General features: G+C 42.1%; 26 protein-coding genes. 19 read left to right on the forward strand and 7 right to left on the reverse strand.

Annotation, left to right across the window (positions count from 1 at the left end):
• Positions 1-64 precede the first annotated feature (64 nt).
• Positions 65-1,261 (reverse strand): NADH-dependent flavin oxidoreductase, encoded by a 1,197-nt coding sequence (locus KCTCHS21_RS14335; RefSeq protein WP_130609345.1) that lies wholly within the window; start codon positions 1,259-1,261, stop codon positions 65-67.
• Positions 1,262-1,364: 103 nt separating this feature from the next.
• Here KCTCHS21_RS14335 and KCTCHS21_RS14340 point away from each other — a divergent pair, with 103 nt between their 5' ends.
• The 5 genes from KCTCHS21_RS14340 (at position 1,365) to KCTCHS21_RS14360 (ending at position 5,576) form a co-directional block, all read left to right on the forward strand.
• Entirely contained in the window at positions 1,365-1,715 is a 351-nt protein-coding gene (locus KCTCHS21_RS14340; RefSeq protein ID WP_197726524.1) for a winged helix-turn-helix transcriptional regulator, read from the forward strand.
• Positions 1,716-1,865: 150 nt separating this feature from the next.
• Entirely contained in the window at positions 1,866-2,813 is a 948-nt protein-coding gene (locus tag KCTCHS21_RS14345; protein ID WP_130609351.1) for a helix-turn-helix transcriptional regulator, read from the forward strand.
• 75 nt (positions 2,814-2,888) lie between these two features.
• Positions 2,889-3,293 (forward strand): VOC family protein, encoded by a 405-nt coding sequence (locus tag KCTCHS21_RS14350; RefSeq protein WP_130609354.1) that lies wholly within the window; start codon positions 2,889-2,891, stop codon positions 3,291-3,293.
• A 360-nt stretch (positions 3,294-3,653) separates the two neighbouring features.
• On the forward strand, positions 3,654-4,328 hold the full coding sequence (locus tag KCTCHS21_RS14355) for a prefoldin domain-containing protein (protein ID WP_130609358.1): 675 nt from the start codon (positions 3,654-3,656) through the stop codon (positions 4,326-4,328).
• Positions 4,329-4,661: 333 nt separating this feature from the next.
• Positions 4,662-5,576 (forward strand): phosphotransferase, encoded by a 915-nt coding sequence (locus KCTCHS21_RS14360; RefSeq protein WP_130609361.1) that lies wholly within the window; start codon positions 4,662-4,664, stop codon positions 5,574-5,576.
• 381 nt (positions 5,577-5,957) lie between these two features.
• Here the strand turns inward: KCTCHS21_RS14360 and KCTCHS21_RS14365 are convergent, their stop codons facing one another.
• Positions 5,958-6,902: a ketopantoate reductase family protein gene (locus KCTCHS21_RS14365; RefSeq protein ID WP_130609364.1), complete on the reverse strand. Its 945-nt coding sequence runs from the start codon at positions 6,900-6,902 to the stop codon at positions 5,958-5,960.
• A 149-nt stretch (positions 6,903-7,051) separates the two neighbouring features.
• Between KCTCHS21_RS14365 and KCTCHS21_RS14370 the strand changes: the two genes are divergently transcribed.
• Both KCTCHS21_RS14370 and KCTCHS21_RS14375 read left to right on the forward strand, forming a co-directional pair.
• Entirely contained in the window at positions 7,052-7,636 is a 585-nt protein-coding gene (locus tag KCTCHS21_RS14370; RefSeq protein ID WP_130609367.1) for a TetR/AcrR family transcriptional regulator, read from the forward strand.
• 169 nt (positions 7,637-7,805) lie between these two features.
• A complete protein-coding gene (locus KCTCHS21_RS14375; RefSeq protein WP_130609370.1) occupies positions 7,806-8,456 on the forward strand; it encodes a Vat family streptogramin A O-acetyltransferase in 651 nt (216 codons plus the stop codon).
• Between the two features lie 754 nt (positions 8,457-9,210).
• On the opposite strand, the gene KCTCHS21_RS14380 is transcribed toward KCTCHS21_RS14375, so the two are convergent.
• Complete coding sequence (locus tag KCTCHS21_RS14380) at positions 9,211-9,741, reverse strand: hypothetical protein (RefSeq protein WP_130609373.1); 531 nt, start codon at positions 9,739-9,741, stop codon at positions 9,211-9,213.
• Between the two features lie 790 nt (positions 9,742-10,531).
• Here KCTCHS21_RS14380 and KCTCHS21_RS14385 point away from each other — a divergent pair.
• Together KCTCHS21_RS14385 and KCTCHS21_RS14390 are read left to right on the forward strand one after the other, a co-directional pair.
• Positions 10,532-10,903 (forward strand): BlaI/MecI/CopY family transcriptional regulator, encoded by a 372-nt coding sequence (locus KCTCHS21_RS14385; protein ID WP_130609376.1) that lies wholly within the window; start codon positions 10,532-10,534, stop codon positions 10,901-10,903.
• Positions 10,896-12,725: a M56 family metallopeptidase gene (locus tag KCTCHS21_RS14390; protein ID WP_157994047.1), complete on the forward strand. Its 1,830-nt coding sequence runs from the start codon at positions 10,896-10,898 to the stop codon at positions 12,723-12,725. Before KCTCHS21_RS14385 ends, KCTCHS21_RS14390 begins: the two co-directional genes overlap by 8 nt.
• A 145-nt stretch (positions 12,726-12,870) precedes the next feature.
• Here the strand turns inward: KCTCHS21_RS14390 and KCTCHS21_RS14395 are convergent, their stop codons facing one another.
• Complete coding sequence (locus KCTCHS21_RS14395) at positions 12,871-13,458, reverse strand: TetR/AcrR family transcriptional regulator (protein ID WP_130609381.1); 588 nt, start codon at positions 13,456-13,458, stop codon at positions 12,871-12,873.
• Between the two features lie 239 nt (positions 13,459-13,697).
• Between KCTCHS21_RS14395 and KCTCHS21_RS14400 the strand changes: the two genes are divergently transcribed.
• From KCTCHS21_RS14400 to KCTCHS21_RS14415, 4 genes are all read left to right on the forward strand, one after another.
• Positions 13,698-14,807, forward strand: a complete 1,110-nt coding sequence (locus tag KCTCHS21_RS14400; protein ID WP_130609384.1) for an NADH:flavin oxidoreductase — start codon at positions 13,698-13,700, stop codon at positions 14,805-14,807.
• A 94-nt stretch (positions 14,808-14,901) separates the two neighbouring features.
• Positions 14,902-15,720: an enoyl-CoA hydratase/isomerase family protein gene (locus tag KCTCHS21_RS14405; RefSeq protein WP_130609387.1), complete on the forward strand. Its 819-nt coding sequence runs from the start codon at positions 14,902-14,904 to the stop codon at positions 15,718-15,720.
• 98 nt (positions 15,721-15,818) lie between these two features.
• Positions 15,819-16,388, forward strand: coding sequence for an SF0329 family protein (locus KCTCHS21_RS14410; RefSeq protein ID WP_130609390.1), 570 nt, complete (start codon positions 15,819-15,821; stop codon positions 16,386-16,388).
• Positions 16,389-16,643: 255 nt separating this feature from the next.
• Positions 16,644-18,734, forward strand: a complete 2,091-nt coding sequence (locus KCTCHS21_RS14415; RefSeq protein WP_130609393.1) for an alpha/beta hydrolase fold domain-containing protein — start codon at positions 16,644-16,646, stop codon at positions 18,732-18,734.
• Between the two features lie 109 nt (positions 18,735-18,843).
• On the opposite strand, the gene KCTCHS21_RS14420 is transcribed toward KCTCHS21_RS14415, so the two are convergent.
• Positions 18,844-19,278, reverse strand: coding sequence for a MerR family transcriptional regulator (locus KCTCHS21_RS14420; RefSeq protein ID WP_130609396.1), 435 nt, complete (start codon positions 19,276-19,278; stop codon positions 18,844-18,846).
• 220 nt (positions 19,279-19,498) lie between these two features.
• On the opposite strand from KCTCHS21_RS14420, the gene KCTCHS21_RS14425 reads away from it, so the two are divergent.
• The 4 genes from KCTCHS21_RS14425 (at position 19,499) to KCTCHS21_RS14440 (ending at position 23,104) form a co-directional block, all read left to right on the forward strand.
• The gene (locus KCTCHS21_RS14425; RefSeq protein ID WP_130609400.1) at positions 19,499-20,527 is read left to right on the forward strand and encodes an aldo/keto reductase; all 1,029 of its coding nucleotides are present in this window, start codon (positions 19,499-19,501) and stop codon (positions 20,525-20,527) included.
• 154 nt (positions 20,528-20,681) lie between these two features.
• Positions 20,682-21,644, forward strand: coding sequence for a helix-turn-helix transcriptional regulator (locus KCTCHS21_RS14430; protein ID WP_130609403.1), 963 nt, complete (start codon positions 20,682-20,684; stop codon positions 21,642-21,644).
• Positions 21,645-21,761: 117 nt separating this feature from the next.
• A complete protein-coding gene (locus KCTCHS21_RS14435) occupies positions 21,762-22,388 on the forward strand; it encodes a type 1 glutamine amidotransferase family protein (protein WP_130609406.1) in 627 nt (208 codons plus the stop codon).
• A 74-nt stretch (positions 22,389-22,462) separates the two neighbouring features.
• A complete protein-coding gene (locus tag KCTCHS21_RS14440; RefSeq protein ID WP_197726526.1) occupies positions 22,463-23,104 on the forward strand; it encodes a class I SAM-dependent methyltransferase in 642 nt (213 codons plus the stop codon).
• A gap of 23 nt (positions 23,105-23,127) precedes the next feature.
• On the opposite strand, the gene KCTCHS21_RS14445 is transcribed toward KCTCHS21_RS14440, so the two are convergent.
• The gene (locus KCTCHS21_RS14445) at positions 23,128-24,345 is read right to left on the reverse strand and encodes an MFS transporter (protein ID WP_130609408.1); all 1,218 of its coding nucleotides are present in this window, start codon (positions 24,343-24,345) and stop codon (positions 23,128-23,130) included.
• A 204-nt stretch (positions 24,346-24,549) separates the two neighbouring features.
• On the opposite strand from KCTCHS21_RS14445, the gene KCTCHS21_RS14450 reads away from it, so the two are divergent.
• Both KCTCHS21_RS14450 and KCTCHS21_RS14455 read left to right on the forward strand, forming a co-directional pair.
• Positions 24,550-25,131: a TetR/AcrR family transcriptional regulator gene (locus KCTCHS21_RS14450; protein WP_130609411.1), complete on the forward strand. Its 582-nt coding sequence runs from the start codon at positions 24,550-24,552 to the stop codon at positions 25,129-25,131.
• A 207-nt stretch (positions 25,132-25,338) separates the two neighbouring features.
• On the forward strand, positions 25,339-25,773 hold the full coding sequence (locus tag KCTCHS21_RS14455; protein ID WP_130609415.1) for a MarR family winged helix-turn-helix transcriptional regulator: 435 nt from the start codon (positions 25,339-25,341) through the stop codon (positions 25,771-25,773).
• 82 nt (positions 25,774-25,855) lie between these two features.
• Here KCTCHS21_RS14455 and KCTCHS21_RS14460 read toward each other — a convergent pair whose 3' ends face one another.
• The gene (locus KCTCHS21_RS14460) at positions 25,856-26,272 is read right to left on the reverse strand and encodes a cupredoxin domain-containing protein (protein WP_232058195.1); all 417 of its coding nucleotides are present in this window, start codon (positions 26,270-26,272) and stop codon (positions 25,856-25,858) included.
• Between the last annotated feature and the right edge of the window lie 24 nt (positions 26,273-26,296).

The following is a 26,296-nucleotide window of genomic DNA, read 5'->3' on the forward strand; positions in this document are numbered from 1 at the left end:
TAAAAACGGTAGATACTAGTAAAACAGTATCTACCGTTTTTATGCTTTGAGTCTGTGATGTTCATTACATCTTCTTCTCAAAGCCTTCCATTGGTGCGAGCGAATGTCGGTAGTTATCCTCTTCGAGCTCATCAGTGGTAAAGTGCATAATCTTCCTAAACGATCCTTCGAGGTAGGCTTGCATCGCTAGGGGAATACGCAACTCATCCATCTCAGATGCAGAAAGGCGGTAGCGAATGCTGTTCAGATCGCCCGTTTCCACTTTCTGCACCCATTTCGGCTCGCGGATCAGTTCCCGTCCGATCGCTACTAAAGCCGCGCCGCCATGAATAACGGCTTCCGCATCTTCCGGCTGTTCAACTGAACCTATACCTATAAGTGGCTTCTTATTTGACATAACCTGAACAAACTTGCCAAGAACCGGCTCTTGATCGGAAGGTTGATGAAGGGATGTACGTTTATAGCTGGCTAATGAAAGATGAAGGTAATCTATCGGGGTATCCCCCAGCTTTTCAGCAAAGGCCAAAGAATCTTCTAACCGAATGCCCGGTGTGTCGATCTCCTCTGGAGAAAGACGGTAGCCAAGCAAAAACGGCTTCTTTGCGTGAGCAGCGATGACAGACGCAACCTCATGAATAACCGCCAATGGGAACCGCGTCCGGTTTTCAAAGCTACCACCCCAGTCATCCGAACGTCGATTGGAATGCGGAGAAACAAACTGCTGCAGAAGGTAGGTGTTAGCCCCGTGCAGTTCCACACCGTCAAATCCGGCTCGGATCGCCCGTAACGTAGCCTTGCCAAAATCTTGAATGATACTTTCTATCTCCTCAGGAGCCAACTCACGCGGCGTAACCGAATCCACTGGATGCGTGGCTGCGATAGGGCTAACGCTTACCGGTTGAACGCCTCTGAGAATCTTTGAATTGGTTTTGCGACCGGCATGAAAGATTTGGATAATCGCTTTTGTACCGTCTTTATGAATAGCGTCGGCAATCCTAGAGAGTCCTTTGATATCGGCATCCTTAGCAATGGACAATTCGCCTTCAAAGCCTTTTCCGCTCTCGGCAACATAAGCGACACCAGTGATGATCATTCCTGGGCCACCCGCTCTTTCCGCGTAATAATCTACCTCGTCGCTCGTTATCGAACCGTCGAAGAAGCTGGACATGGTTGTCATCGGCGCCATGACGACTCTATTCTTTAGTGTAACCCCTTTTGCAAACGTGAAGGGTAGTAGGAAATTCCAATTGTCGTTTTTCATCTTTTATCTCTCCCAGCATTTTGAGTTCGTATTTTATTGTAGAAAGGATTAAACTATCTGTATAGTATGCACTTAAAAGATAGATACTACCTAAAAGGAGAGTGTGGAATTGAACAAGCAGGAAGGGAATCTAGAAGAAGTGAATGTTGCACCATTTTCTTATGCAATCTCTTTAATTGATGGCAAATGGAAGATGCATATTTTGTTCTGGATATGGAAAAAAGAAATTCTTCGCTACAGCGAGCTGAAGCGAGCGTTGGGAAACGTCACCCATAAGATGCTAAGTACTCAGTTGAAAGAACTAGAAGCTGATAACCTCCTTATTCGCAGGGAATATCCGCAAGTTCCGCCGAAGGTTGAATATTCATTGTCGCCTAAAGGCTTCACGTTGATGCCTGTGCTGGAAATGTTGTGTACATGGGGGAAGGAGAATAGCGTGGACCTTGATGAGTGACAACAAAATTTGAGAAGGAGACGAATAGAAAGTTTAGCAAACTTAGGCGTGGTTTCTTTTTTTCGCCGATAGATCGTTAAACTGAACCTTATCAGATGTGATGGCAAGTTTTTTTGGTGAACTGCATTAAGTTTCAAGAGGGGGCAGCCAATGAACAAAACAGACCGTTTATTAGCCATCGTTTTGGAGCTGCAAAGCAGAGAAGTGTTACGGGGCGAAGACTTGGCGGACCTATTCGAAACCAGCGTGCGGACCATCTATCGTGACATTCAGGCACTTAGTGAAGCGGGCGTGCCGATTATAGGTGCCCCAGGCACAGGATATTCTTTGATGAAAGGCTATTTCCTGCCGCCAATCAGTTTCACGGTAGAAGAAGCCGTGACCTTGCTTATAGGAACGGACTTTATCGAGCAAAGATTTGATGATGAGTATCGTGTCAGGGCTCAAGCCGCTCGGCGGAAAATCGAGGCCATTCTATCGGAGAGCGTTCGCAATGAGACCTCTCGTGTGCGCAAGGCGCTGCGCTTGCTTACTCCTGGTAATCGGGTCGCGCTGTCAAAAGAAAGGGAATATTTTGAAAAGATCCGTCGAGCGATATTAGATGAACGAAAGATCAGATTTCATTATTCGAAAGGGATTGGGGATGCTAAGGGAAAGAACCATAGTGATCGTACTGTCGCTCCCTATGGCCTGGTACTCGTTGAAGGATCTTGGATGCTCGTGGCCCGTTGCGATCTACGCCAAGACATTCGCCATTTCCGTTTGTCCCGGATGACCGAACTTATCGATTTGGAAGAACAATTCGAACTACCGGCGCATTTTAACTTAAGGGAGTATACTCCTCCGGATGATCGCCACTTGCGAGTTCGCCTTCGATTTAACCATGACATCGCAGATAAGGTAAAGGAATCGAACTATCATTACATAGAGGATATGGAAGAGCATCAAGATGGATTGCATGTGTTCATACGCGTTCGTCAACTGGATGAATTGCTGCAATGGGTGCTTGGCTGGGGAGCGGGCGTGATCGTATTGGAACCTGAATCATTCCGAAATTGTATTCGTGAAGAAGCCCAAAAAATATTACAACGCTACTGACATAACGGTGTCAGTAGCATTGTTTTATAATCGGGTATGTAAACGTATCTTTTATTTTAGGAAGGATGATATCTTGTGAATTTCGCTTCTGTGCGCATCATTACCGACGATGTGGATCGTCTCGTCGATTTCTATGAGAAAGTCATGGGTGTTTCGGCGGAGCGCCCCGCGCCCGTTTTTGCCGAACTGGTTATGCCATCATGCACTCTGGCAATCGGCCACTCCCAGACGGCGCAACTATTCGGCGCTGGTTCCGTAGTGGCGGCCAACAATCGCACTGTCATCATTGAGTTTCGCGTCGACGATGTCGAAGCTGAATACGCACGTTTGAAGCTATTTGTCGATGATTGGGTAAAGGAACCGACCACAATGCCGTGGGGGAACCGATCTGTGCTTTTCCGCGATCCCGACGGTAACCTCATTAACCTCTTCGAGCCGGTGACCGAGGAAGCGATCAAACGTTTCAGCGGTAGGCGTTGACGAACAGTTAAGGTGAGTGAGGCCTCAATTTAGGGAGTGGCAAATGGGAAGCAGGGAAGCTTCTATACGAGGTAGCTTTACGAGCAGTGTGATATCTATTTGTTTCCAAGTGGACATAACAGAGCCTTTTTTTCTTAAAAGGCTCTGTTATGTTCTTTGCTGATGTTTTGCTAAATAGATTTAAGATCAACTGCGGGGATGCTTACCATACCAAACCAAACCCTGTACAAATAAATATAAATGGTATGTCGTTTCGTTTTTTATATGAAATAACCCAAGAGAACTATAGATCTCAGTAAATAATTTCTCTATAATGTCTAGTATTGCTTGTAATAACTTACCATAAGGAGAGTGAAGAAAATGAAGAAAAAAGCATTTGTAGCTATTATTAGCGCATCCATGCTGGCCAGCATGGGGACTGGCGCTTTAGCAGCAACTAAGCTGAAAGAAATTAAAGCTTACCTTAACCCTGAGGTAAGAGTGCAGGTCGATGGAACTTATGTTGATTTGCGTGATGTTAAGGGCAATGCTATTGCACCAATCACCTATAATGGAGCAAATTATTTTCCTATTCGCTCCATCTCAGACGCACTTGATATAGCAGTCGATTATAATGAGACTACCAAAACTATTATTTTAGGCGAGAAAGTCGACGGCGTTTCTATTGTAGATGGCTTCAAAGATATGTATTATACGAAAGACTCAGCTAAAACAACCTATAAAGGCAAGGATTATAAAGAAGCATATTTCAACGATGGATCTGGCAACCGCAGTAGCAACTTTATGCTCTATCCAAATAAAGAGCATCAAACACTATACCTTCAGATAGCAGCTGTTAACGGTGATATAACGGAACTTACTATACAAGACAGCGATACCAATACTATTTTGAAAAAGATAGATGTGATTAAAGCAGAGGAAGGCTTAGTCACTGTCCAAGTGGATATCGCTGGTGTTAAATCATTGTATATTCACGGAAATGTAAAAGGTGATACTGCTGTCTTTGTACCATTGACGACTTCGTATTATAAATAGGTCTTATCTAACAAAAGGTATCCCTTCACGAAGGAGATACCTTTTGATTCTATTTCAGCATCTTAAAGCCGCATTATGTCACACGTGAGTGTCTACAGGGGATAATACCAATGTATCAGGATTTTTCCTATTTCATCATACTCAATCCACCTAGCCTGTTCCCGCATACTAGTCATGTGGAGTGCTTAATATTGATGATTCTGAAACAATAAATGAGATGTGACGGTGCGGCTCAAAGGCATTGATTGTAATGATATGATCGTATACGCTTAGGCACTGGTATTAAGCGAACGGGCAGTTTTTCTATTTTTGCGAAGGATGCGATAAAAGGATATGGAAAGTTCGAATCAATGGGATGCAGAATGGGAAGTATCAGAAGAATTGGCATATAAATTAATAAGCAGTCAGTTTCCGCAGTTAGCTACAAAAAGCGTGAAAAAACTAGGACATGGCTGGGATAACACTGTTTTTCTTGTCGGGGCCGAATATGCATTTCGTTTTCCAAGAAGAGAAGTTGCAATTAATTCTTTAAGGATGGAAGGAAAGATACTGCCTAAGCTTAAAGATTATTTTTCCATTGCATATTCGATACCGCTGTTTTTTGGGGAAGGGGATTATAATTATCCTGCACCCTTCCTAGGCTACCCCTATTTATTCGGAGAGTTTCCAATCGGATTAACTGACAAGCAACGAGCGCTATCAGCAACAACGCTCGCGCAATTTTTAAAAGGCTTACATGCATTCCCTGTGCAAATTGCCCAAGAAAATGGAGTTCAACATGACCATAGAAATCTGACTGATATTGCGATGCGTAAGGAGAAGATACATAAATTCATTTCCGATCTTGCCCTTCATTTCAGTGAAGAAGAGTATCATGCAATATCAAATTATTTGGAACAGCTCAGAACTGAAAGAGTGAATCAAAAGTATGTATTCCTTCATGGTGACCTTCATTTTAAAAATATACTGGTAGATGAGAATGGAAGAGTTTCAGGGATTATCGACTGGGGAGATATCAATATAGGACATCCTGCTTGTGATTTGAATGTTGTGTATAGCTTTTTACCTCCGGATGCGCGTTCTGACTTTTTCAAAGAATATGGGGATGTAGATGAAGAAACGAAGATCTTATCTCGATTAATTGCCATATATATTCCCATTTTGATAATGATGCAGGCAATTGATGATAAAGATGAAAGGTTGGTTGATGAAGCAAAAGCGAACATAAAACGTGCTCTTTCAGATTAAGAAATTACGTACTCCAGTCATGTGGAGTGCTGCTCACTGTTAGTTTGGAGCGGGATATAATTCGGAGATGTATTGGCGGAAAATAGAGCATAACCAGTGAAAGCCTGTGGTCTAATTCCCCACGGGCTTTTTCGGAGTCTTTATGGAAGAATATTATATTAAGAGAATGTTTAGGAAGGGGCTTGCCATTGAGAAACGAGGGGATATTAGAGGACGCCAACCCCAGAGAAAGCGTACAAAATCTTCATGGTATTAACGCTGTGATACGGGCGGGTGCATACCACGATAATCAAAAGCTAAGTTCAATGAAGGAAAGGCTTGAAAAAAGATAGAATCTAAGGCCAAAATTATCCGCATGATGACAGAGAATTCTGCAAATGTTTATGATATGGAATTTTCAATAGCTTTGTGTTGTTCATTGTTTTCAATTACCTCAGTAAGACGTGGTAAAGGTATACCTAACTTTTTTGCTTCTCTCACAACTTCAAGTACCGCAAAACCTGCTTTACTATTGTTGTATTCGATGAAAAGTCGTGGTAAGCTGCCCTTTGCAAATATAACCTTGTTAAAAAGCATACCGAGAAGTGCTGGTGGAATCTTAGTTAACAGTAGAGAAATCGTATCAATCTTTGTACCTCTAGCTTTAAGTACAGGGATAATTCCCCTCATATTCTTACCAACATTTGCGAATGAGTCACTATGATTCATGAGTGCTGGAAAACTTCCCAGTTTTAACACCTCGGTCTCTATAGCCGCATTCATGGCAAAGTGATTCCATAGCCAGTTTTGCATATCCTTTATCCAACTAATTTTAAAATGGGCACTTTCAAATAGTTCTTTGACCTTGTTGTTAATATGTTCAGTGCCTACCCGTGGTTTTTCCAGAAATAGCATTTTCAAAAAGCCACCTCTAAGCCTATTGTCCGCGATGCCGCCGCCTCCTCCTGGGAACCCAAAGACAACATTGTTCATAGACAATGGTGAGATCGATGATTTCAAATCTTGCCAAACATTATTGAATATTAGGACAGGGGTGTTTCCAGCAGCAGTCGATAGTAATTGTGCTGCTTCTGGAAGTTGTTCCGTGTTGACACTCACAATAATGAGATCATAATTTGGGCTCATCTCCTCATGCAGTTTGACGTTCCAGCTTTCTTTTATTAGCTGTTTCCCTCTTCGTGCGTCCCACATTTCAAGCTCTATGTTGCTTCCGAAGGTTTCTTTTCTCCCTTTTCTAACGTAAAACTCAACTGTATGCCCTGCCTTTTCAAAAGCCCAAGCATATTGGGTCGATATTACACCTCTACCAAAGAATAATATTCTCATATTGCCTCCTAAAAATATATATTAATCCTTGTTAATGACCAAACAACGTGTTGTATAATGATATTGTATAGATTCACTATACGGTCATCAACCATCAGATTTTTAATATCTGTCGTATAATCGATTGAACAGAAAAATGGAGGCAAATAATGAATAAGCAACCTGAAATTACGGACAAAACAAGGCAAACATTTATAAATGTATTCTGTGATTTATATAGCCAAAAACCAATTGAAAAAATATCCATTCAAGAGATTGCTAACCAATCAGGATATAATCGCAGTACATTTTATCAATACTTTACGGATATCTATGAGTTGTTGGACTGCGTTGAAGAGCATGTCTTGAAATCCATTAACGAGGAAATGGCAGGCAGAGAGTTTTCTACACATACTTTCCAAGATGCACTTCAATGCTTGGAAAATGCAGAGGAAATTTCAGTTCTTAAAGCCCTCTTGGGCGACTATGGTTCTGTTCATTTTGTTGAACGCCTGAAAAGAGAAATTCCCTTTGAGAGATTGATTGTGGACTTTCCAACAAATGATGCCTTAGCACCATACATAATTGAGTTTTACATATCAACATTAATATCTATGTTTCGCCTTTGGATACGCAACGGCAAAGATCTATCGTCGGAAGAATTGGTCAAGTTGATAGATAGCCTATTTGCAAATGGGATAACACCGTATCATATCTTTGGCACGGTCAATCCGCGGCGCTCTGATTCGAATTAAAAGTAAGGGGACGAGGAGAAGTTGATTTTATCAATCAAACGGCAAAATAAATAAATTACGAAACCCGCCCATGTAGAGTGCCTAATATCATCCGAGCTTCTTTACAGTTATATAGCTAGTGAAATACGAAAGGGCAAGTTAAATAACGTTCTAGAGAGGAAGTGTAAGTATGACGCTAGCTCCGGATAAAAAAAAGCTATATCCAAATGAAAATATTAGAACAGTTTGTTACATTAAAAATTTACCAAGTAGACCAAACGTTGAGATTGGCGATTATACATATTATAGCGACAATACAAGCTCACCAGAGAATTTCTATGACAATATTCAGCATCATTATGACTTTTTGGGTGATAAGCTGATTATAGGTAAGTTCTGCGCCATGGCTGAAGGGGTTACTTTTATTATGAATGGTGCTAATCATCGGATGGATGGTTTTACAACATATCCCTTTAATATTTTTGCTGGAGGCTGGGAAAAGGTCACTCCAACGATAGATCAGTTGCCCTTCAAAGGTGATACTTTGATTGGTAATGATGTATGGCTGGGACAACATGTCACGATTATGCCAGGGGTAAAAGTTGGCGACGGTGCAATTGTTGCTGCGAACTCAACGGTTGTGAAAAACGTTGAACCATATACGATTGTTGGCGGCAATCCAGCAAATGCTATTAAGAAGCGTTTCAGTGATGAGACGATTAAATTATTGTTGGAGCTTCAATGGTGGAATTGGGATGAGAAAAAGATATTTGAAAATCTCGAGCAATTAGTTTCGAGTAACGATATTGCAGCATTAAAGAAGCTATTAAATGAGGGATAATATAATGTTGCTTATCAGGTAATAGCTTATTGGAGCCACATTTGCCTATTGGGAGAAGCTCAGGCGCTGCTGCGCTTGGGCTTTTATTGTGCGCCCAGCATGGGCGTTATCTATAGGGTGAGAGTCCCGAGTGACGAAGGCAGTAGTAGTCATTAGCGTAAGACAAGGGTGCCCTCCGCGAGGTGGAATCTGAAGGAAGTCGGCGGCAAACCTCCGGTTCGAGGAACACGAATCTCATATAAGGCTAACGTTCGTTGGATGAGGCTGCAGAACAAGTCGAAGTCCTTACTGCCGAAGGCGAACGGGAGTAAATGAGGCGAAATTGAGGTTACTCAAATTTCAACTAGATTATATAAAACATGAATTTTATTATAGCCAAGGGTGGATTCTAATTGACAATTCACTTGTATGAATTATTAAAAGATTGCGTACAGTTGGACATGGCTTCTTTGCGTGATTTGGGATGAATAACTTATAGTGAGGAAATTTAATAAGTTCTACGAATTGGAAATGACACCTTTTAGGAAATTCCCTAGTCAGAATTAAGGAGACGTTGGGTTAGAGAGTTGAACCTACAGAAGCTCCATCCAAAGAGACCACTCCATTGGCAGGAGTGGCTTTGTCTTTACATGCTGATATAGATACTGTGGTCAAAATTAACTTTGTGCATAGTTAAATTAGGGTGACCTGTATCATAAGTGACGGCGAAAACTTTGTTGTGAAAAGTAATCAGTCGTCGAGAATACAAGAACGTTTATGAAAAATCGGCTTGAAATGCGTCTGCAATGTCAGGAAGATTTTCAAATTTGAAATTGTCCCAGTTTATTTTTTTTAATGTTTCCTTCGAAATTAATGCGATAACAGCATTACTATCATCGGTATTTCCGAACTTATCCTCAGTATTTATTTTCACATTGAAATGAACTGTTTCAATTGCAGGAATATCCTTTATTTCTTTCAAAGTATTTGTGATATCCATAAGTATTTCTTTTTTTATGTCACTGTTTGTCATTACACCGGACTCAATTGCATCAATATACAATTTCCCACTTTCTCTATCAAACAATACCGATTGAACAGAACCAAAATTCTTCTCCACAACAATCTTAGTATATTCTGCTGGAGAGGACTTCTTAATATTTTCATTTTTCATTGAAGATTCGGCACTCGATTCAATTTCAGAATTACTTTTCTTACTTTTCTCGAATTGACTATATTTGTAGATTGATCCTCCGATTATTATCAATAATACAAGTGAAATGAATATTGACCACTTTTTTCTCATAAACACAGCTCCTTTATCAAGTGCACATACTTTTAGATTAATATTGATTCTACCATATTTCAACATTTGTTTAATATAGATTACTAATTGCGAGACGGATATGGTGACAGGCAACCATAGTAAGATTTTTCGCCGATAGACCTGTTAAGCTGTATCATAAGTGACGGCGAAAAATTTGGTGTATGTGCGGGAGAGTTGTAAGCAAGTGAGATAGTTTAATTATGGGCCTCTAAGTCATTTGGTTTAGAGGTTTTAGTATAAGAGTTACTCGACAAACTCACCCATATTTTCCTGTTTTGTGATTCTCAATTAATCAAGTGAATAATATAAATTATGAAATAAAGTGAATATTTAGGGCAACACTAGAAGACACGACTTCTGATAACACAACGCCCGAATTCCTTGCTGCGCAAGGCTTTCCCCACTTCGCTTTTGTCGCTTTGTCTTCGCATAACTTGAATTTTCTCTACTAAGATATACGGAATAGGCACAAAAAGGATATATGCTAAACGAGGGCTAGTTTGAATTCAAAAATGAAACGGATGGTAGAGGGAATGTACTTTCGACAGCGAGCAACCTAGTCACCAATACAGATGTCTTCATAATCTCATTAACAGTGATATCGTCCATGTCATCGACAGCGTGATAATGCTGTTTCGAAGATTTAATTCCGCAATTTGATCATATGAATGCTCTGGCTAATAATCATTGAGATTTTCTAGTTGTCTTTCGCTTCTACAAGTTGTATTATAAAAAATGTGATGTAGAAGCGAAGGGGGGTCATATAAAAATGCAAATAACCAAAGCTGAAATGGAGATTATGCAAGTCATATGGGAAAGTGAAAGAAGAATGACGACTAAGGAGATTATGGAATTACTGCCGGACAAAAAAACGACGACAATTATCACGCTAGCCGGCAGGCTGATAGACAAAGGAGCATTACAATCTGTTAAGCTAGGACGTTCTCATGCTCACGAATATTGGGCAGTCATAAGTGAAGAGGACTATCGAAAAATGCAAACGCAGAGCTTCGTGCGCTCCATACATAATGGCTCTGCCAAAAGTCTGATAAGTGCCTTGTTTCAGGACGAGAATTTGACAAAGAAGGACATTGAAGAGCTCCGGAGCTTTATTAATAATGAGGCGGACGATCATGATTAAGTGGTTGTTAATGACCACCATTACGGGGAGTGTCGCAAGTCTGTTGCTCATTTTGTTAAGAACGAAATTAGCTGCCAAATTCGGTGGTCGCTGGTATTATTGCGTCTGTTTGATAACACTGTTGCTATTTATTATCCCGCTTTCCGTCAATGTGCCCGCTATTCAACCGGGATTCTCCTTGTTTGAGGAACGGATAAATTCAGAGCCAGTCACGGTTGGGGTGTCAAAAGATACGGCAGGGATGTCGATGTCCAACCAACCTGCAAAAGCCAGTACTTCAAGTGAAAGCTTTGTTTACCCTATTCCAACCTTAAGCCAGTGGATCATTGGTATATGGCTTTTCGGTTGCTGCTTTATGATGTACCGTTATTTTTCCGGTTATATTCGATTTAAAAGGCAAATTATTCAGTCTAATCCAATCGACAGTGTGGAACATCTTAGAGTGGTAGTAAGTGATTATGTAGACTCGCCTATGATCATAGGATTTTTTAAGCCGTTTATCGTCATTCCCAATGCGAAAATGAACACTGAGGATTATAAACTGGCATTACAGCATGAATGGATTCATTACAAGCAAAGAGACGTTTGGGTGAAGCTATTCGCGGTGTTAGTCAACTGCCTGCATTGGTTCAATCCGGTATCTTACCTAGCTTTGGCTAATATAGGTGAGGCGTGTGAATATTCCGTGGATGAGCAAATAACAAAAGGATTGAAGACAGCGGAAAAGAAGCGATATAGTGAGATGATTTTACATTTTGCTTCATCAATGTCCCCCGTACTAAACAGTAATTTGGCTCTACATAAAAAACAATTATATAGGAGGTTTGCACTCATTATGAAACGGAATACTCGAAGCAGGCAAATGTCCTTGGGCATCATAATTGTAGTTTTAATAGTTGCGGTGTCAGTGTTCTCTTCATCAATCGCCTTTGCAAAAACGTCCAAACCGCTCACAGAATTTGGTGGGGGCATCAGAACCTATTACAATACATCCCTTAACCTAGAAGGAAATGTGCAAAGCACGTTCGGAATTAATTCCTCCACAGCGAAAATTGGGGTGCGTGTTACTTCGGGAGATTTGTATATCGATGCTGACGGAAGAAAGGTCGATTATTTCAACCGTACAGAACCTTACTATAAATTGGTTCACCAATGGCAGGAAAAAGAAACCGCTGTTGCTAACATGACCAACAAAACCTTATCCATAGAAGGACATACGGTAACCGTTGCTGTAAGCGACCAAGCAAAGGCTTACTTGGACGATAAGGTCATTAAACAAATGATCGTCAACCAAATTACTTTTGAATTGGCCTACAAGAACAAATATAGTAATTACGATCATCAGGCGTTTATTAACGAGCTTATCAAGCGTGGAGCCTATGTTATCGAGGAGGTAGTGACTCCGGAACAATTCACATTTAATCTATCCAAAACGCCAAATGGGGGTGTTATTGGTACGAAACCGCTAACCCCATACGACACAAAGGTTAAGATCAAGGACATTTTCAAAGAAAAAGCTAAGCTTCCGAAAACGATGGATAACGGTCAAGGCAATCAAGGGCTACAGCTTGGAAAAACCTTTATTATAACGAACGGCGAAACTCTAGCGATCGATATAAAGGAAACGACGGACAAAATGCCGACAATAAGCCTGGCTATCGTGAATGAAACAACCGGTCAATTGGTGTACTGGAATCCAGCTGCGATAAGTGGTGAAAGGATTATTTTTACACCTGGTGAAAAAGAAGACTTCCACTCCTTTAAGGTTGTGGCAAGCGGAGAAGAAAAAGATAATGCGAGTGTAGAAATTTTCACTTTTTAGACTGGAGAGGCAGAAATATTGTGAATCTCCGGCAGTCAGCGCTCATCCCGTGTTGAGTGCTGCTTATCAGAAAATAGCTTATCGGAACCATATTTACCTATTTATCGAAGCTCAGACGTAGTTATGTCTGAGCTTCATGGCAGTCCTAGTCCAAGAATGAAAGGGCCACGTTACAGATGCTTTGAAGCACCTGGCGATCGGTTGTTGTTTTGGCCGTGATATATAGACCATGTCTGGTATTAACGAGAAATCTCGCGAGTTCACTTACAGTATACTTGCTGGCGAGATTGCCGTTATGTTGTAACTGCTGCAGCAAATTGTGAAAAATGGATTCTAGCTTCGAATTGAAGGCTTCTACGTGACTGGCAACATTCGGATCGAGAACTGTCATATCCATTGCAATGTTGGTCATGAAGCATCCCTTTAGACCCTTATCGTTTTCGTTTAAAGCCCTGTCGATTGTTTTCTCGAAAAATAATCTCAAAATTTTCTTCGGATCGTCGGGACCGCTCAGTATGTTAAACACAAATTCATAATTGATCTGTTGAACGCGACCCAAACAGGCCAAAAACAATTGATATTTATCGCCAAACGTGTCGTAAAGGCTGCCCCGATGGACTTTTGTATGAGATACCAGATCTGCGATGGAAGTGCGCTCATAGCCTTTGACCCAGAATAGTTCCGTAGCTTTCTCTAACACTTCATTCTGATCAAATTCTCTTGGTCGTGCCATCTGCGCCTCCTGTTTTTCCTTTTATCATACCCGTTTAAGAACGATCAGTAAACAATCTGAATTAAAAAAAAATATCGTGGAAGTAGCATTAAAAAAAATACTTGACTGATCGTTCTTAAATTAGCTATAGTTTTCCTATCAAGCCGGAAACAGCTTCACGCCTTAATTTTAGAATGATCATTCTTAAATTTTAGTTTGAATCATCTATTTAGGCCACTACAATCTCAGGAGGAATTCCAATGACTAGCAATTCTAATGTTAAAGCCGTTCGTTCCCTGTTTGAGCCATTCACAAGCGAGAAAATCAGTTTGAAAAATCGAATTGTAATGCCAGCGATGACGAGGTACTTTTCCCCAGGCGGAGTGCCTGGAGCTGACGTGGCAGCGTATTATCGTCGCCGTGCCGCCAACGGTACAGGCTTAATCATTACGGAGGGAACGACCATTAACCATCCGGCTGCATCCAACCACGTGAATATTCCGAACCTTCATAGCGAGGCTGCCTTGAACGGCTGGGCTCAGGTTGTTAAAGAGGTTCACGAAGCAGGTGGTAAGATTATTACTCAGCTTTGGCATGTAGGGACAGATAGAAAGAAGGAAGATCCGATACCTAATCCGGAGTCGCCTTCTGTAGGTCCGTCCGGACTGGATGTAAATGGAGTCAAAAAATTTGATGCTCTGACAGAAGCGGAGATTACGGAAATTGTACAGGCTTATGCCCATGCTGCAGCAGATGCGAAGCGAATTGGCTTCGATGGGGTAGAACTACACGGCGCTCACGGCTATCTAATTGACCAATTTTTCTGGGAGGTTACCAACAAGCGGACGGACCGTTATGGCGGCAATATAGCAGGCCGTACACAGTTTGCAGTTGAAGTCATTGAGGCTGTCCGCAAGGCGGTCGGACCAGACTTCCCGATTGTTCTGCGCATTTCACAATTCAAAATAAATGCTTATACAGCCAAGAATGTCAAAACAGCTGAAGAACTGGAGCAATTGTTGGCGCCGCTGGTCAAAGCCGGTGTAGATATTTTCCACTGCTCGACACGCCACTTTTGGGAACCGGAATTTGAGGGCTCAACATTAAACTTTGCCGGTTGGGTGAAGAAGCTAAGCGGCAAACCGGTAATTACTGTAGGCTCCGTTGGGCTTAATGTTGAAGGGAATGGGCAGCAAGCAGAGGACTCCAAGATAGATACTTTAATTGAAAAGCTGGATAACCAGGAATTCGATCTTGTGGCTGTGGGCCGCTCTTTGATGGCTGATCCAGAATGGACAGAGAAAATTCGTACCGGCCGGGACGAGGAAATTACTCCTTTTACCGCTGATACAGTAGCCAAGCTTTATTAATTGGCACCTGACCAGAATTACAAGGCACACAACCTTTTTTTGAGAATATGGGAATGATCATTCTAAATAAAATGAAAATAAAGGAGTTATGAATATGAGCGAATTAAAACAATTTTCAGTAGCTTTCCCGTCGAAGGGGTATTGGCACGTTACGTTTAACAACCCACCGATGAATTTGTTCGACCCTGATACTATATATGAATTACTGCTACTTATGGATCAAATGGAGGCTGACCCCGAGCTTAAAGTGGTAGTCTTCGACAGTGCGGATCCGGATTATTTTATGGCCCATTATGACATGTCACGAGCCGCTGAGAGACACAGACACCCAGGTTTCAGCGTTGTGCCTGCATTGATCGATTTCACGACGCGTTTAGAAAAGTTGCCGGCTGCCAGCATCGCGCTCATCCGTGGTCGGGCCCGTGGGATTGGTAGCGAGTTCGTACTAAGTTGCGATATGCGATTCGGAAGCCTAGAGAAGGCTATATTGGGTCAACCTGAAGTGGCTTCTGGCGTTGTCCCTGGTGGTGGAGGTAACGAACGGTTGCCGCTGCTGGTAGGCCGAGGCCGAGCTCTTGAAATCATTTTGGGTAGCGACGATTTTGATGCCGAGACAGCTGAGCGTTACGGCTGGATTAACCGCGCACTTCCTGACGCGGAGCTGGACGGCTTCGTACGCAATTTGGCCCTCCGGATTGCTTCTTTTGACAAGGAGGCGCTGACTGAGGCGAAGGCGCTGGTGAATAATACCGAATTGCCACAACTGTCTGATTTACTGGCATCCTCTAAAGTATTCGTAGCTAGAGCTTCCTCACCATCAACACTGTCCAAGCTGCCAGATCTCTTTGCACGTGGACTCGGTCGTCGAGGCGATTTTGAACTTAACTTGGGTCGAAATCTCGGTCCGTCTTAATGGTGGGAAGCAGGTTTTATTGATGTGTTGCTTAGTATTATGGATAATAGAATGAATGCCTCGATAGGTAGTCATAATATTGACCATAGGAGGAGTACATGTCCTGGAGTAAATTGAAGCAGCAGCTAGAGAGCTTTCTCTGTCCTGCCTTATATGGAAGGGTGGAATACCGTGCAACTAGTTACCGTTATTCACCTGACAAGGCAGGGAATTGTTATATTACGGTAGATAAAAAAAACGTACTCAATATGAGTGATATAACTACGTTAATTAGATGGTATCAGACGGAGCTGGAAATTAAGAACGATCCAGATATTCAAATTCCAATCAACAATGAAGATATTGAAGCGGTTAGAAAAGATACGAAGGGGACAGTTCCGGAGGATCGTCTAAAAGTAATAGCAAGAAGCAGAAAAATATCAAATTATGCTAAGGAAACGATGTCAGCACAGTCCTCGTTAAGCAAATCTAACTTTACTGTTGTGGCTAATAAGTTCCTATCCCTTTCTATTGAGGAAAGCATAGAGTGCAATGATATTTTATTGAATATTCTAGCTTTGGTGGACAGACGAGTTGGAAAAAAGCGAATAATAAACATGGCCGAAAAGATGAAGTTAAAGCATCCAGCTGTGCAGTATTTTTATGAGCTAAGGGTTAGTACGCTATGAAAATAAAGGCGAATTCTCATTCAGGATTGAATGGGAATTCGCTTTTAACTATTTAAGGTGTATTTTTGGGCCAACGAGGAACGAACCCGAAGAAATACGTAATATTACTTTCAATATCCAAAGAATACACCATCGTGAAATATAATCTTCAGCTCTACAATGGGGTAAATATGTAATTTTATTACATCTCTTCATAAGTAGGTAAAATGAAGTGTGGTTTAACGGGGAAATATTCTTGTTTGGGAGGTTATTATATTGAAACGGCGGCTTATTTACGTTCTTCCTATTGTAGTGATTTTAGTAGGAGTTTGGTTGTTAATCAACCGACAGGAAAATAAGGATGTCATCCAAAACACGGAGCAAAAAATCGTCTCCGCGAATACGACTGTAAACAAAGTGACGCCCACCCATGCTGTCGTTAACAATGAACAGAGCGACGTTAAGTATTTAGCTCCGATATACGATGTGAATGTGCAAAGAGATATTGTTTATGCAAGTAAAAAGAATGAGACTGAAATCGAAGAATCATTGAAATTTGATTTATACGAGCCAGTGAGTGACAACAATAAGCAGCGTCCGGTATTTATTTTTATTCACGGAGGTGGTTACAGAGAAGGAGGCAAGTATGATGCCGCCGACATCTCCACGAAGCTCGCCAAGCGAGGGTACGCTGTTCTGTCCATGGATTATCGACTGAAAAACGATCCTTTCGCAAACTTTCCTCGTACACTTTCTGATGCTTACGAAGATATTTCCGATGTGATTGGCTGGATTAACACCAACGCAACCGCTTTTGGGCTGGATGCAGGGCGCATAGCTATAGGTGGGGATTCTGCAGGAGGCCATTTATCGATGAATTTTGCCAACGAATATTTGCAAAACAAGCCTTCCATCGTGAAACCGATATTTGCTATTGTGGATATATACGGCGGGCTGCTGGACAGCGCTGTTCAAGAAAAATTGCCTCCCGTATTGATCATTCATGGTACGATCGACCAATTAATACCGTATCAACAGAGCCTGGATTTGAACGATGCATTAGCGAAGCGGGGAATATATCATAATTTGTTCACGATGGAAGGTGTCGGGCATGATTATAAAAATGCGAAATATACAGACGAGATCGTTGAAAGGACATTACACTTCCTATGGAATGTCATGAATCGTCCAGAGGCCGAGTGGCTTCCGGAGAATGTGGGTATCGTGGCCGCTGCCGGTGATTCTTTCGACATTAACTTGCCTAAGGGCTATATTAGCAATCCTGCTGCTGATCAGCTCCAAGTCACTTTACCAAAAGGATGGGTACTGGCTCAGAATGATGGTGGTCAGTCCCTTCGCGTGCAAGCTCCTGCAAGTTTGGAACGAGGGAATTATTCGATCTTCGTCTCTCTGGATCAAAGCCAAAAGATTGCTCAAAGCTTTGCGATCAACGTCAAAGTTGTCGATCCTCTGATAGGAAGCTTCGAATCTTATTTTGATACAGCAGACAATAAAATAAAAACACATTTGCAAATTACCAATCAGTCGAATAGTCATTTCAACGGGTCCCTTGAAGTCGTTTATGATAAGGAACAAGCGTCTCAAGGAACATTCACAACCCGCGTGGATCAATTGGGTCCTGGGAAGAGCACAATCTTCAATATCCCCGAATTGGCAAGAGGGAAGCGAATAATAAAAGGGATTGATGCTTCGGGCACATTGCTACAGATGACGGAGGACTTGTCTCAAACGCTTCTCCTTCATAAGCTCCCCAAGCCGATCAATATCGACGGGAGCTTGGAGGAATGGAAGGAGCAAGTGCGTTTTGATGTAAACGATGTTAAGGTTAGCGGTTGGAAAGGGAAGGAAGATGTCAGTGCGGCCGGCTATTTAGCTTGGGATGCCAATAACTTGTATCTCGCGGTGGAAGTTACTGACGATATACATGCTCAGAATGCGGATGACAGCGGTATCTGGAACGGGGATGGCGTACAGTTCGCGATAGGTATAGCCAATACTGATGGTAGCGTTCCACTTGAGTATCACGAATTGGGTGCTGCCATGAATGATAATGGGCATCTGTCCAAGTGGCGTTGGATTGCGCCGAAGGGCTTTCGTGCCGATGGATATGTTGCCATTGACCAAGCGATCAGCCGTAAAAATCAAAAAACTATCTATGAAATGGCCATTCCCTGGAGCGAGTTGACGAAAGACATAAAGCTTGTGAAACAGGGGATGAAAATAAAATTTTCATTGCTGGTTAACGATAACGATGGCGATGGGCGTAAAGGATGGCTGGAATTCAATAGCGGAATAGGCTCGGCTAAGGATATTAATGGGTTTGGAGATTTGTACCTGGCTGATTAACAGGAATGGTATGGAGAACAACGTATAGAAGGAAGAAGCTCAGACGGCAATTTCGTCTGGGCTTCTGTTCATAGTAGGGTAAAGTCCCCCAATAAGATCCATCATCAATTCACTTTAGGTCAGGTGGTAATTTACCATCCTTTAACCACGCTTTCATTGCATCATCAAATGGAACATTTTCTTTTTTTAATCGAGGATACCACTCCATTTGAGCGTTGAGCAGGTCGATGTGAGACTTCAATGTGTTCACTTGTTCTTCTATCTTTTCTTTTTGTCTCTCAAGAATTTCCAAACGTTTTTCACCGGTACGGTCGCCTTGTAAAATGAGATCACCGTAGTCTTTGAGCTGCGCAATTGGCATACCTGTACTGCGAAGACAGTTAAGAAGATTGATCCACTGGATATCCTCATATTCAAAAATGCGTATTCCACTTTCGTTTCTTTTGATGATTGGCAGAATACCTTCTTTTTCATAATATCTTATGGTATGGATGGACAACCCCGTCTTTTCTGCCACCTGACCGATAGTAAATTCATCGTTCATGCTGATTGTGAACCACCTAACTTTAATTAATTAATCGAAATATGTTGTTTTTTATTAATTAGAATATACTCCATCGTAAACGATAAACCAACCTAAACAGAATATAGAATTAACCATTTGACCTAGAGTGAACTCTAGGGTGTAGGATTTGAAATGTACGGAAGACATACCGTATGGAAACGATAATTTGATTTATAAATTTCATAAGGGGTGAAGTCAAATGGAATACAAATTGCTTGGCAAAAGTGGATTGAGGGTCTCAGACATCGCTTTGGGTACGATGACATTCGGGGATCGCTGGGGATTTGGAGCAGATAAAATGGAAAGCCGCAAAATTTTTGACGCTTATGTTGAGGCAGGGGGAAATCTAATTGATACAGCCAACCAATACACGGGAGGTGATAGCGAACAATTCCTTGGTGAATTTATCGCAGCAGAGCGAGAGAAGCTTGTCATAGCCACGAAATATTCACTGACTATGAATCCGATGGACCCGAACGGCGGAGGAAATCACCGTAAAAGCCTAGTTCAGTCCCTAGACGCAAGCTTGAAACGGTTGCAAACCGATTATATCGATATGTATTGGCTGCACGCATGGGATTTTATGACCCCGGTTGAGGAGGTAATGCGAGCATTGGACGATCAGGTCCGAGCTGGGAAAATCCTATACATCGGTATCTCCGACACTCCGGCGTGGATTGTCTCAAAAGCCAATACGTTGGCGGAGCTGCGGGGCTGGACCCCGTTTACTGGATTGCAGGTGTCATACAGCTTGGTTCAAAGGGAGGCGGAGCGCGAGTTAATTCCTATGGCTAATGCGTTGGATATTGGGGTAACTGCCTGGGCTCCGCTGGGTGGCGGGATTTTGTCTGGCAAATATAAAGCAGGCCGACCCGAGGACTCGAAACGGGCTGATTTTATAGGGGAAAGTCTTTCGGAAACAAACCGCTCCATACTGGAAACGGTTGAAAGTATTGCTCAAGAGATCGGCAAGACTCCTGCCCAAGTAGCCCTTAACTGGATCAGGCAGCAGGAAGGGACGATGATCCCGATTATTGGAGCAAGAACAGAAAAGCAGATCAAAGATAATTTAGATTGCCTAACCTTCGAGTTGACACCTGAACAGATGGATTTGTTAACCAAAGCCAGTAGCATCCATCTGGGATTCCCGCATGATTTTCTAGAAATGGAGCAGCTTCAACAATCTCTTAATGGTCAATTCGCTGGCAAAATCGCTAAGCGCAACTAATCGTGACAGCCCGAAGAACCTTCGGGTTCTTTTTTTGGCAAAAATACAAAGAAAGGCAGACTGGTGATTCGACAAAGCCAATAATTTAATGAGATACTTGAGAAGATGAAAGTTATTAAATATTTAGGTTTAATAAAAGTTGAGGGATCGTGCTATGCCAAAAAACGATAATATGCTGGCAATTCTGTGGATGCTGAATTCAGGCGTGAAGATGACTGCAAAACAAATATCCGAGAAGCTAGAAATAAATATAAGAACAGTTTATCGATATATTGATGCGCTAAGTGCCAGTGGAGTGCCCATAATTTCTGACACAGGTCATAATGGCGGGTACAGCTTACTCAATAACTTTATCAGATCACCTCTGCTATTTGATATTGAAGAAAAAAAAGCACTCCTTCAAGCTGCTGTTTTTGCCAAAGAAGCGGGATACCCTTTAAGTGAGGCACTAGACAATGCGACATCCAAGTTGAAAATGTACTCGAATCCCGAGCAGGAAAGTATACTTGACCGTCATTTATCCGGATTTGATGTTATCAACCGCATGGGAGATCCTTCTGTACAGCTGGTATTGGCAGAATTGGAGCAGGCTGTAGCCAACGATTTGTCTGTAGAAATTGACTATCGCACAAGCCGTGATGATCAACCCAAGAATAGGGTAATAGATCCTTATGGAATGATTTACTGGAACAATAAATGGTATACTGTTGCATTTTGCCACCTAAGGAATGAGATTCGCAGCTTCCGGGCGGATCGGATTTTACAAATCAAGCATACTCAAACCATATTTAAGCGTCTGGAAGCTTTTTCGGCTCGTGAATTTTTTATGCAAAATCTGTTGCCTGATTTAGTGGGGAAGGACGGGTTAATCTCTTTAATTATCGAAGGCAGGCAAGAGGCATTAGATGACATATGCTTACACTGGTATTTGGGGCATCATCTGCAAGAGCGAACATCAGATCAAGCAATCTTTTTACTTGAGGAGAATTCAACGCATAAATATGTCCCTTATTTTCTGCTAACCTACGGGAAATCAATTCAAGTAATCGAACCACAGAGCATCAATGAACGACTTGCTGCTATTGCGTCAGAGTTAATGGAATATTATCAACTTTAATAGCTTCACTGACAGTAGATGTCAGTGAAGCTATTTTATAATCATAATGATCATTGATAACCGATGGATGGAAAGTCGGAAGTACTTGATGAATCTTATAATAAGGGGACCTTACGAATGAATAATACGGTATATCTTTATGTTTTTGACACAATGGCAGACTGGGAAATAGGTTACTTAACTGCCGAGCTGAACTCGGGAAGATATTACAAAAAGGGGCTTGCCCCAATAAAAATAGTTACCGTGGGAATTGAAAAGACTACTATCACTACAATGGGCGGATTAAAAATATTACCTGACATCAAATGGGACGAATGTAACATTGGAAGCGCAGATACGCTTATTTTACCTGGTGGAGATACATGGACAGAAACAATTCACCAACCTATCTTAAACATCGCTGAGAGGTGTTTGAAGGAGGGGATATTGGTTGCAGCGATTTGTGGCGCTACCATAGGGCTTGCTCAGACAGGAATGCTGAATTCACGGTGGCACACTAGTAATGATCTGGAATTCCTTAAAATGATCTGTCCCACTTATGCGGGTGAAAAGTATTACAAAATGGAGTCAGCGGTAACGGATGGAAAACTGATCACTGCATCTGGAGTTGCTCCATTGGAATTTACTGTGCACGTTCTGAAGGCTCTGGGTGTATTTTCTCCAAAAACATTAGAAGCCTGGTATGGTCTATACAAGACTCAGGAATCCAAGTATTTCTATGAGCTGATGAATTCAATTCAATGAAGGCAGAAGGTGTCTTGGTAGTAGGTCGCGAATACAAGTGGTGGAAGCAAAAGCTGTAAGAGGAGAGATAAGCGATGAGCGAAGATGCGGGAGGTAAGAAAGAAATGCAGTCATATTGGAATCACAATACTGCATTTCATGAGGAGTTAATCACTGACGCGAAGGTGCGTGGTGGACGTGTGCTTGACATCGGGTCTGGTGACGGATTATTCCTTCAACGCCTCGCGCCTTTCGTTGATCAGGTTGTCGGTATCGACCCTGATGAGAAAGCTGTTGTGCGTGCACAAACGCGACTGGCTGCCACATCAAATGTGTCGGTCGTAAACGGTGACTTCCTCGCCTTGCCAGTACCTACTCAGGAGCAACGTTATTCTACGGTCACCTGCATAGCAACTTTGCACCATATGGAATTGAAAGCTGCACTTTCGAAAATGCGTCAAGTTCTCGCACCAGGCGGACGGCTCCTCATAGTTGGTCTAGCAGAGGACAATTCAATTCTGGATTTTGTCATTTCCGGACTTCTTGTTCTTCCAATCCGTTTCATGGATCGACTTCACGGTGGGATGCAAGACATAGGTGTTCGGATTGCCGATCCTAAAGAGTCTTTGAGCGAGATTCGCCAAGTCGCACAAGAGATACTACCAGGGGCAATCGTCCGCCGCCGCTTCTATTACCGTTATCGACTTTCATGGGATAAACCGATGGGGGAGCAGTAAAGAGTTTCAAACAGGTTTTATAATCAATGAAGACGGCGGGTAAACAACCAAAATAGAAGAGCCAAAGCACTAACTAGTGCACCTAACAAGCACACTCCATTCCAGCCTGAGTATTCATACATACTGGTGGATGCGATTGACCCGATGGCGCTACCGATGGAATAAAAAATCATGTAACCGGCAGTAAGCCTACTCCGTGCCTCAGGGCGCACAGTAAAGATCATGCTCTGGTTCGTGACATGTACGGCTTGTACCGCAAGATCAAGGAGGACTATGCCAACAATCAGTGCGAGTAGCGAATGCTGGGTATAACTAATGGGGAGCCATGATACAAGTAACAGAACCAGCGCTACTCCTGTCGTTCTCTGCCCTAAACCTCGATCAGCAAGCTGACCAGCTCGGGCTGCTGCTAACGCACCAGTAACTCCGGCGAGACCAAACGCTCCAATCAAGCTATGCGAAAGAGAAAGTGGCGGGGAGCTGAGCGGCAGCACTAGGGAAGTCCATAATATGCTGAAGGCGGTAAAAATCAACATGGCTAGCACAGCACGGATTCGCAGGATTCGTTCTTGTACAAACAACGTGAGTACTGAACGAATCAGCTGTGGATAGGATAATGATTCACTTTTATGCTCATTATTCGGTAGAACTCGAAATAATATGCATGCCATGACTAACGTCAATAATGCAGATACAAGATATACAGAACGCCAACCGGCTAAATCCGTCAATACGCCAGCAAAAGTACGCGCAAGCAGAATACCAATTACGATTCCACTGGTCACGATTCCGACGACACGTCCACGCTCGGCTGAGGCAGACAATGTCGCCGCAAACGCAACGAGAGACTGTGTCACTACAGCAAGTAGCCCAACTGCAGCTATGCCTATGAATAACACCGTGCTCGTGGGAGCAGTACCAACGCCAATAAGAGCCAACACAGATAAAAGCATTTGCCCAGCGATCAGCCGACGTCGATTAAACAAATCACCGAGGGGCACTAGTAGTAGCAGACCTAGCGCGTAACAAACTTGAGTGAGAGTAATAACAATGCCAACGGATGAATGAGTGATCCCGAACTCTAACGAAAGAGCGTCCAATAAGGGTTGCGCGTAATAGATATTGGCGACAGCCAGTCCGCAGGAGATTGCAAACAAGAGGGCCACATTTCGCGACATCGATGGGCCGGGAATTGATTCTGGTGCTGTAGTTACTTCTGATTTTTCAATAAACTTCTCCATATTACAAACCTCCTTAAATCCTCTATTATCCATTCAATAACATACCGATCAGTACACAATAATTTTCATTAATATATCCGAAAAAATATTAACTGTCAATAACTATCGGCTTACTTGTCGCAGTGATAGGCTGCTTTATTGACGGAATAATCTTTGAGTATTAGAATAATAACATACCATTCGATATGAAATGTGGAGGTTATTATGGCTCGGCTACGCGAATTTGATGAGGAAAAGGCATTGGATGCTGCTATGGAAGTGTTTTGGGAAAAGGGGTTCGAAGCTACCTCTTTAAGCGATTTAACATCGAGAATGGGCATTCAGCGACCAAGCATATACTCAGCCTTCGGGGACAAAAAGGAACTATTTGAAGCTGCATTAAGGAAATATACGCGTTCTCATTCTGCTAATGTTCGTGCCAGTCTTCAAAACAGTACTTCTGTTAAGGAAGGATTCCGTGCCTTTTTTGAAAATATAGTAGCAAAAGAATATGAAAAAAGTCCAAATCGGGGATGCTTTTGTATCAATACGATGGTGGAGCTTGCGCCTCATGATGAGAAATTTGAAATCCTAACAAGGGAGCATCAGATGTATCTTTCGGTAATATTTCAAGAAGCGATTGAACGAGGTTTGCGTTCAGGAGAGCTTGATATTAGTATAAACGCGAAGGGCTTAGCTCAGACACTAGTCGTATCGTTAATAGGACTTACCGTGATCATGAAATCTCGTCCTGAACGATCATTTGTTGATAATTCTGTTGAAGGAATACTTACATTGCTTATTTAGAATAATGAGGGCAGACGCGTGCAACCATTTGCTCAGCTAATAGTAAGAAAAATTTTATCAAAAAAGCCAATCCATAGTCCGGAGTGGCTTTTTCGTATGCGCCTTGGCGGCTTTTCCTATATAAAATGTGATACACTGGGAGTACATAGATGTAACGGATTTCAACGGGGGATTAATTACATAGATCGATAGAGGAGTGTATAATCGATGATTAACAGAAACGAGCTGCTCGTTTCATATTCAAAGAAATTTATGATTCATAAGCGTATGTGGGAATCTGAGTGGAATCGTAAGAACACATCGGATCTATCCTATGCACAGTTTATGGTTCTTTATACATTGGATTCAGAAGGTCCTAAGCAATCTAAGCAATTAGTCGAAGAGTTATCAATTACCTCGGGAGGGATAACGGCGATTTCTGATAAATTAGTTTCGTTAGGATTGATCCGCAGAACCCGAGATGTACAACAGGATCGAAGGGCCATTATTCTAGATATTAGCGAAGAAGGTCAAATAACCTTACAAACCTTGAAAGACGTTCGCGATCAAACATTAAATGCGATATTCTCTGTTCTTAATGATGGAGAAGTTGCATTTCTGGAGCAGATTTACGATAAATTGATCAGTATTAGGAATGAGTAAGAGAATGGATTTCAATTTCTAAAAGGGATCGCCAACTTTCCAATCGGATAGTTGACGATCCCTTTACTTATTTAAAGAAGAGTTATTCTACAATAATATTTCCTGTCATGTTGTCATGACCTTGGCCACACATGATGTTGCAGTTAAATTCAAAAGTTCCTGCTTTGTCGAGTTTGATTTCTACAGTTTCGCCTTTTTTAATTTTTAGGCCCAAATCATCGATAGAAACTCCGTGATTGCCTTCGGAGCTATTCAGTGTCAGCTTAAGCGTGTCGCCTACTTTTGCTTTAATTTCTGTAACATCAAATTTCCAATTTGTAGCATCAATCGTTGCTTCTATTGTTTGTCCGCCAGCTGCAGGCTGGGACTCAGAAGCTGAAGGTGCGCTTGCTGATGGTGAGCTACTGTTATTCTTTGAATTATTACTTCCGCATGCGCTTAGAGCAAGCATAGCAGCCAAAGCAACGATAGTGAGAAGTAGACTAGTTTTAATTTTCATGATTTTGTTATTCCCCCTGTTGGT

The sequence above is a fragment of the Cohnella abietis genome (genome assembly GCF_004295585.1).
GTDB lineage: Bacteria > Bacillota > Bacilli > Paenibacillales > Paenibacillaceae > Cohnella > Cohnella abietis.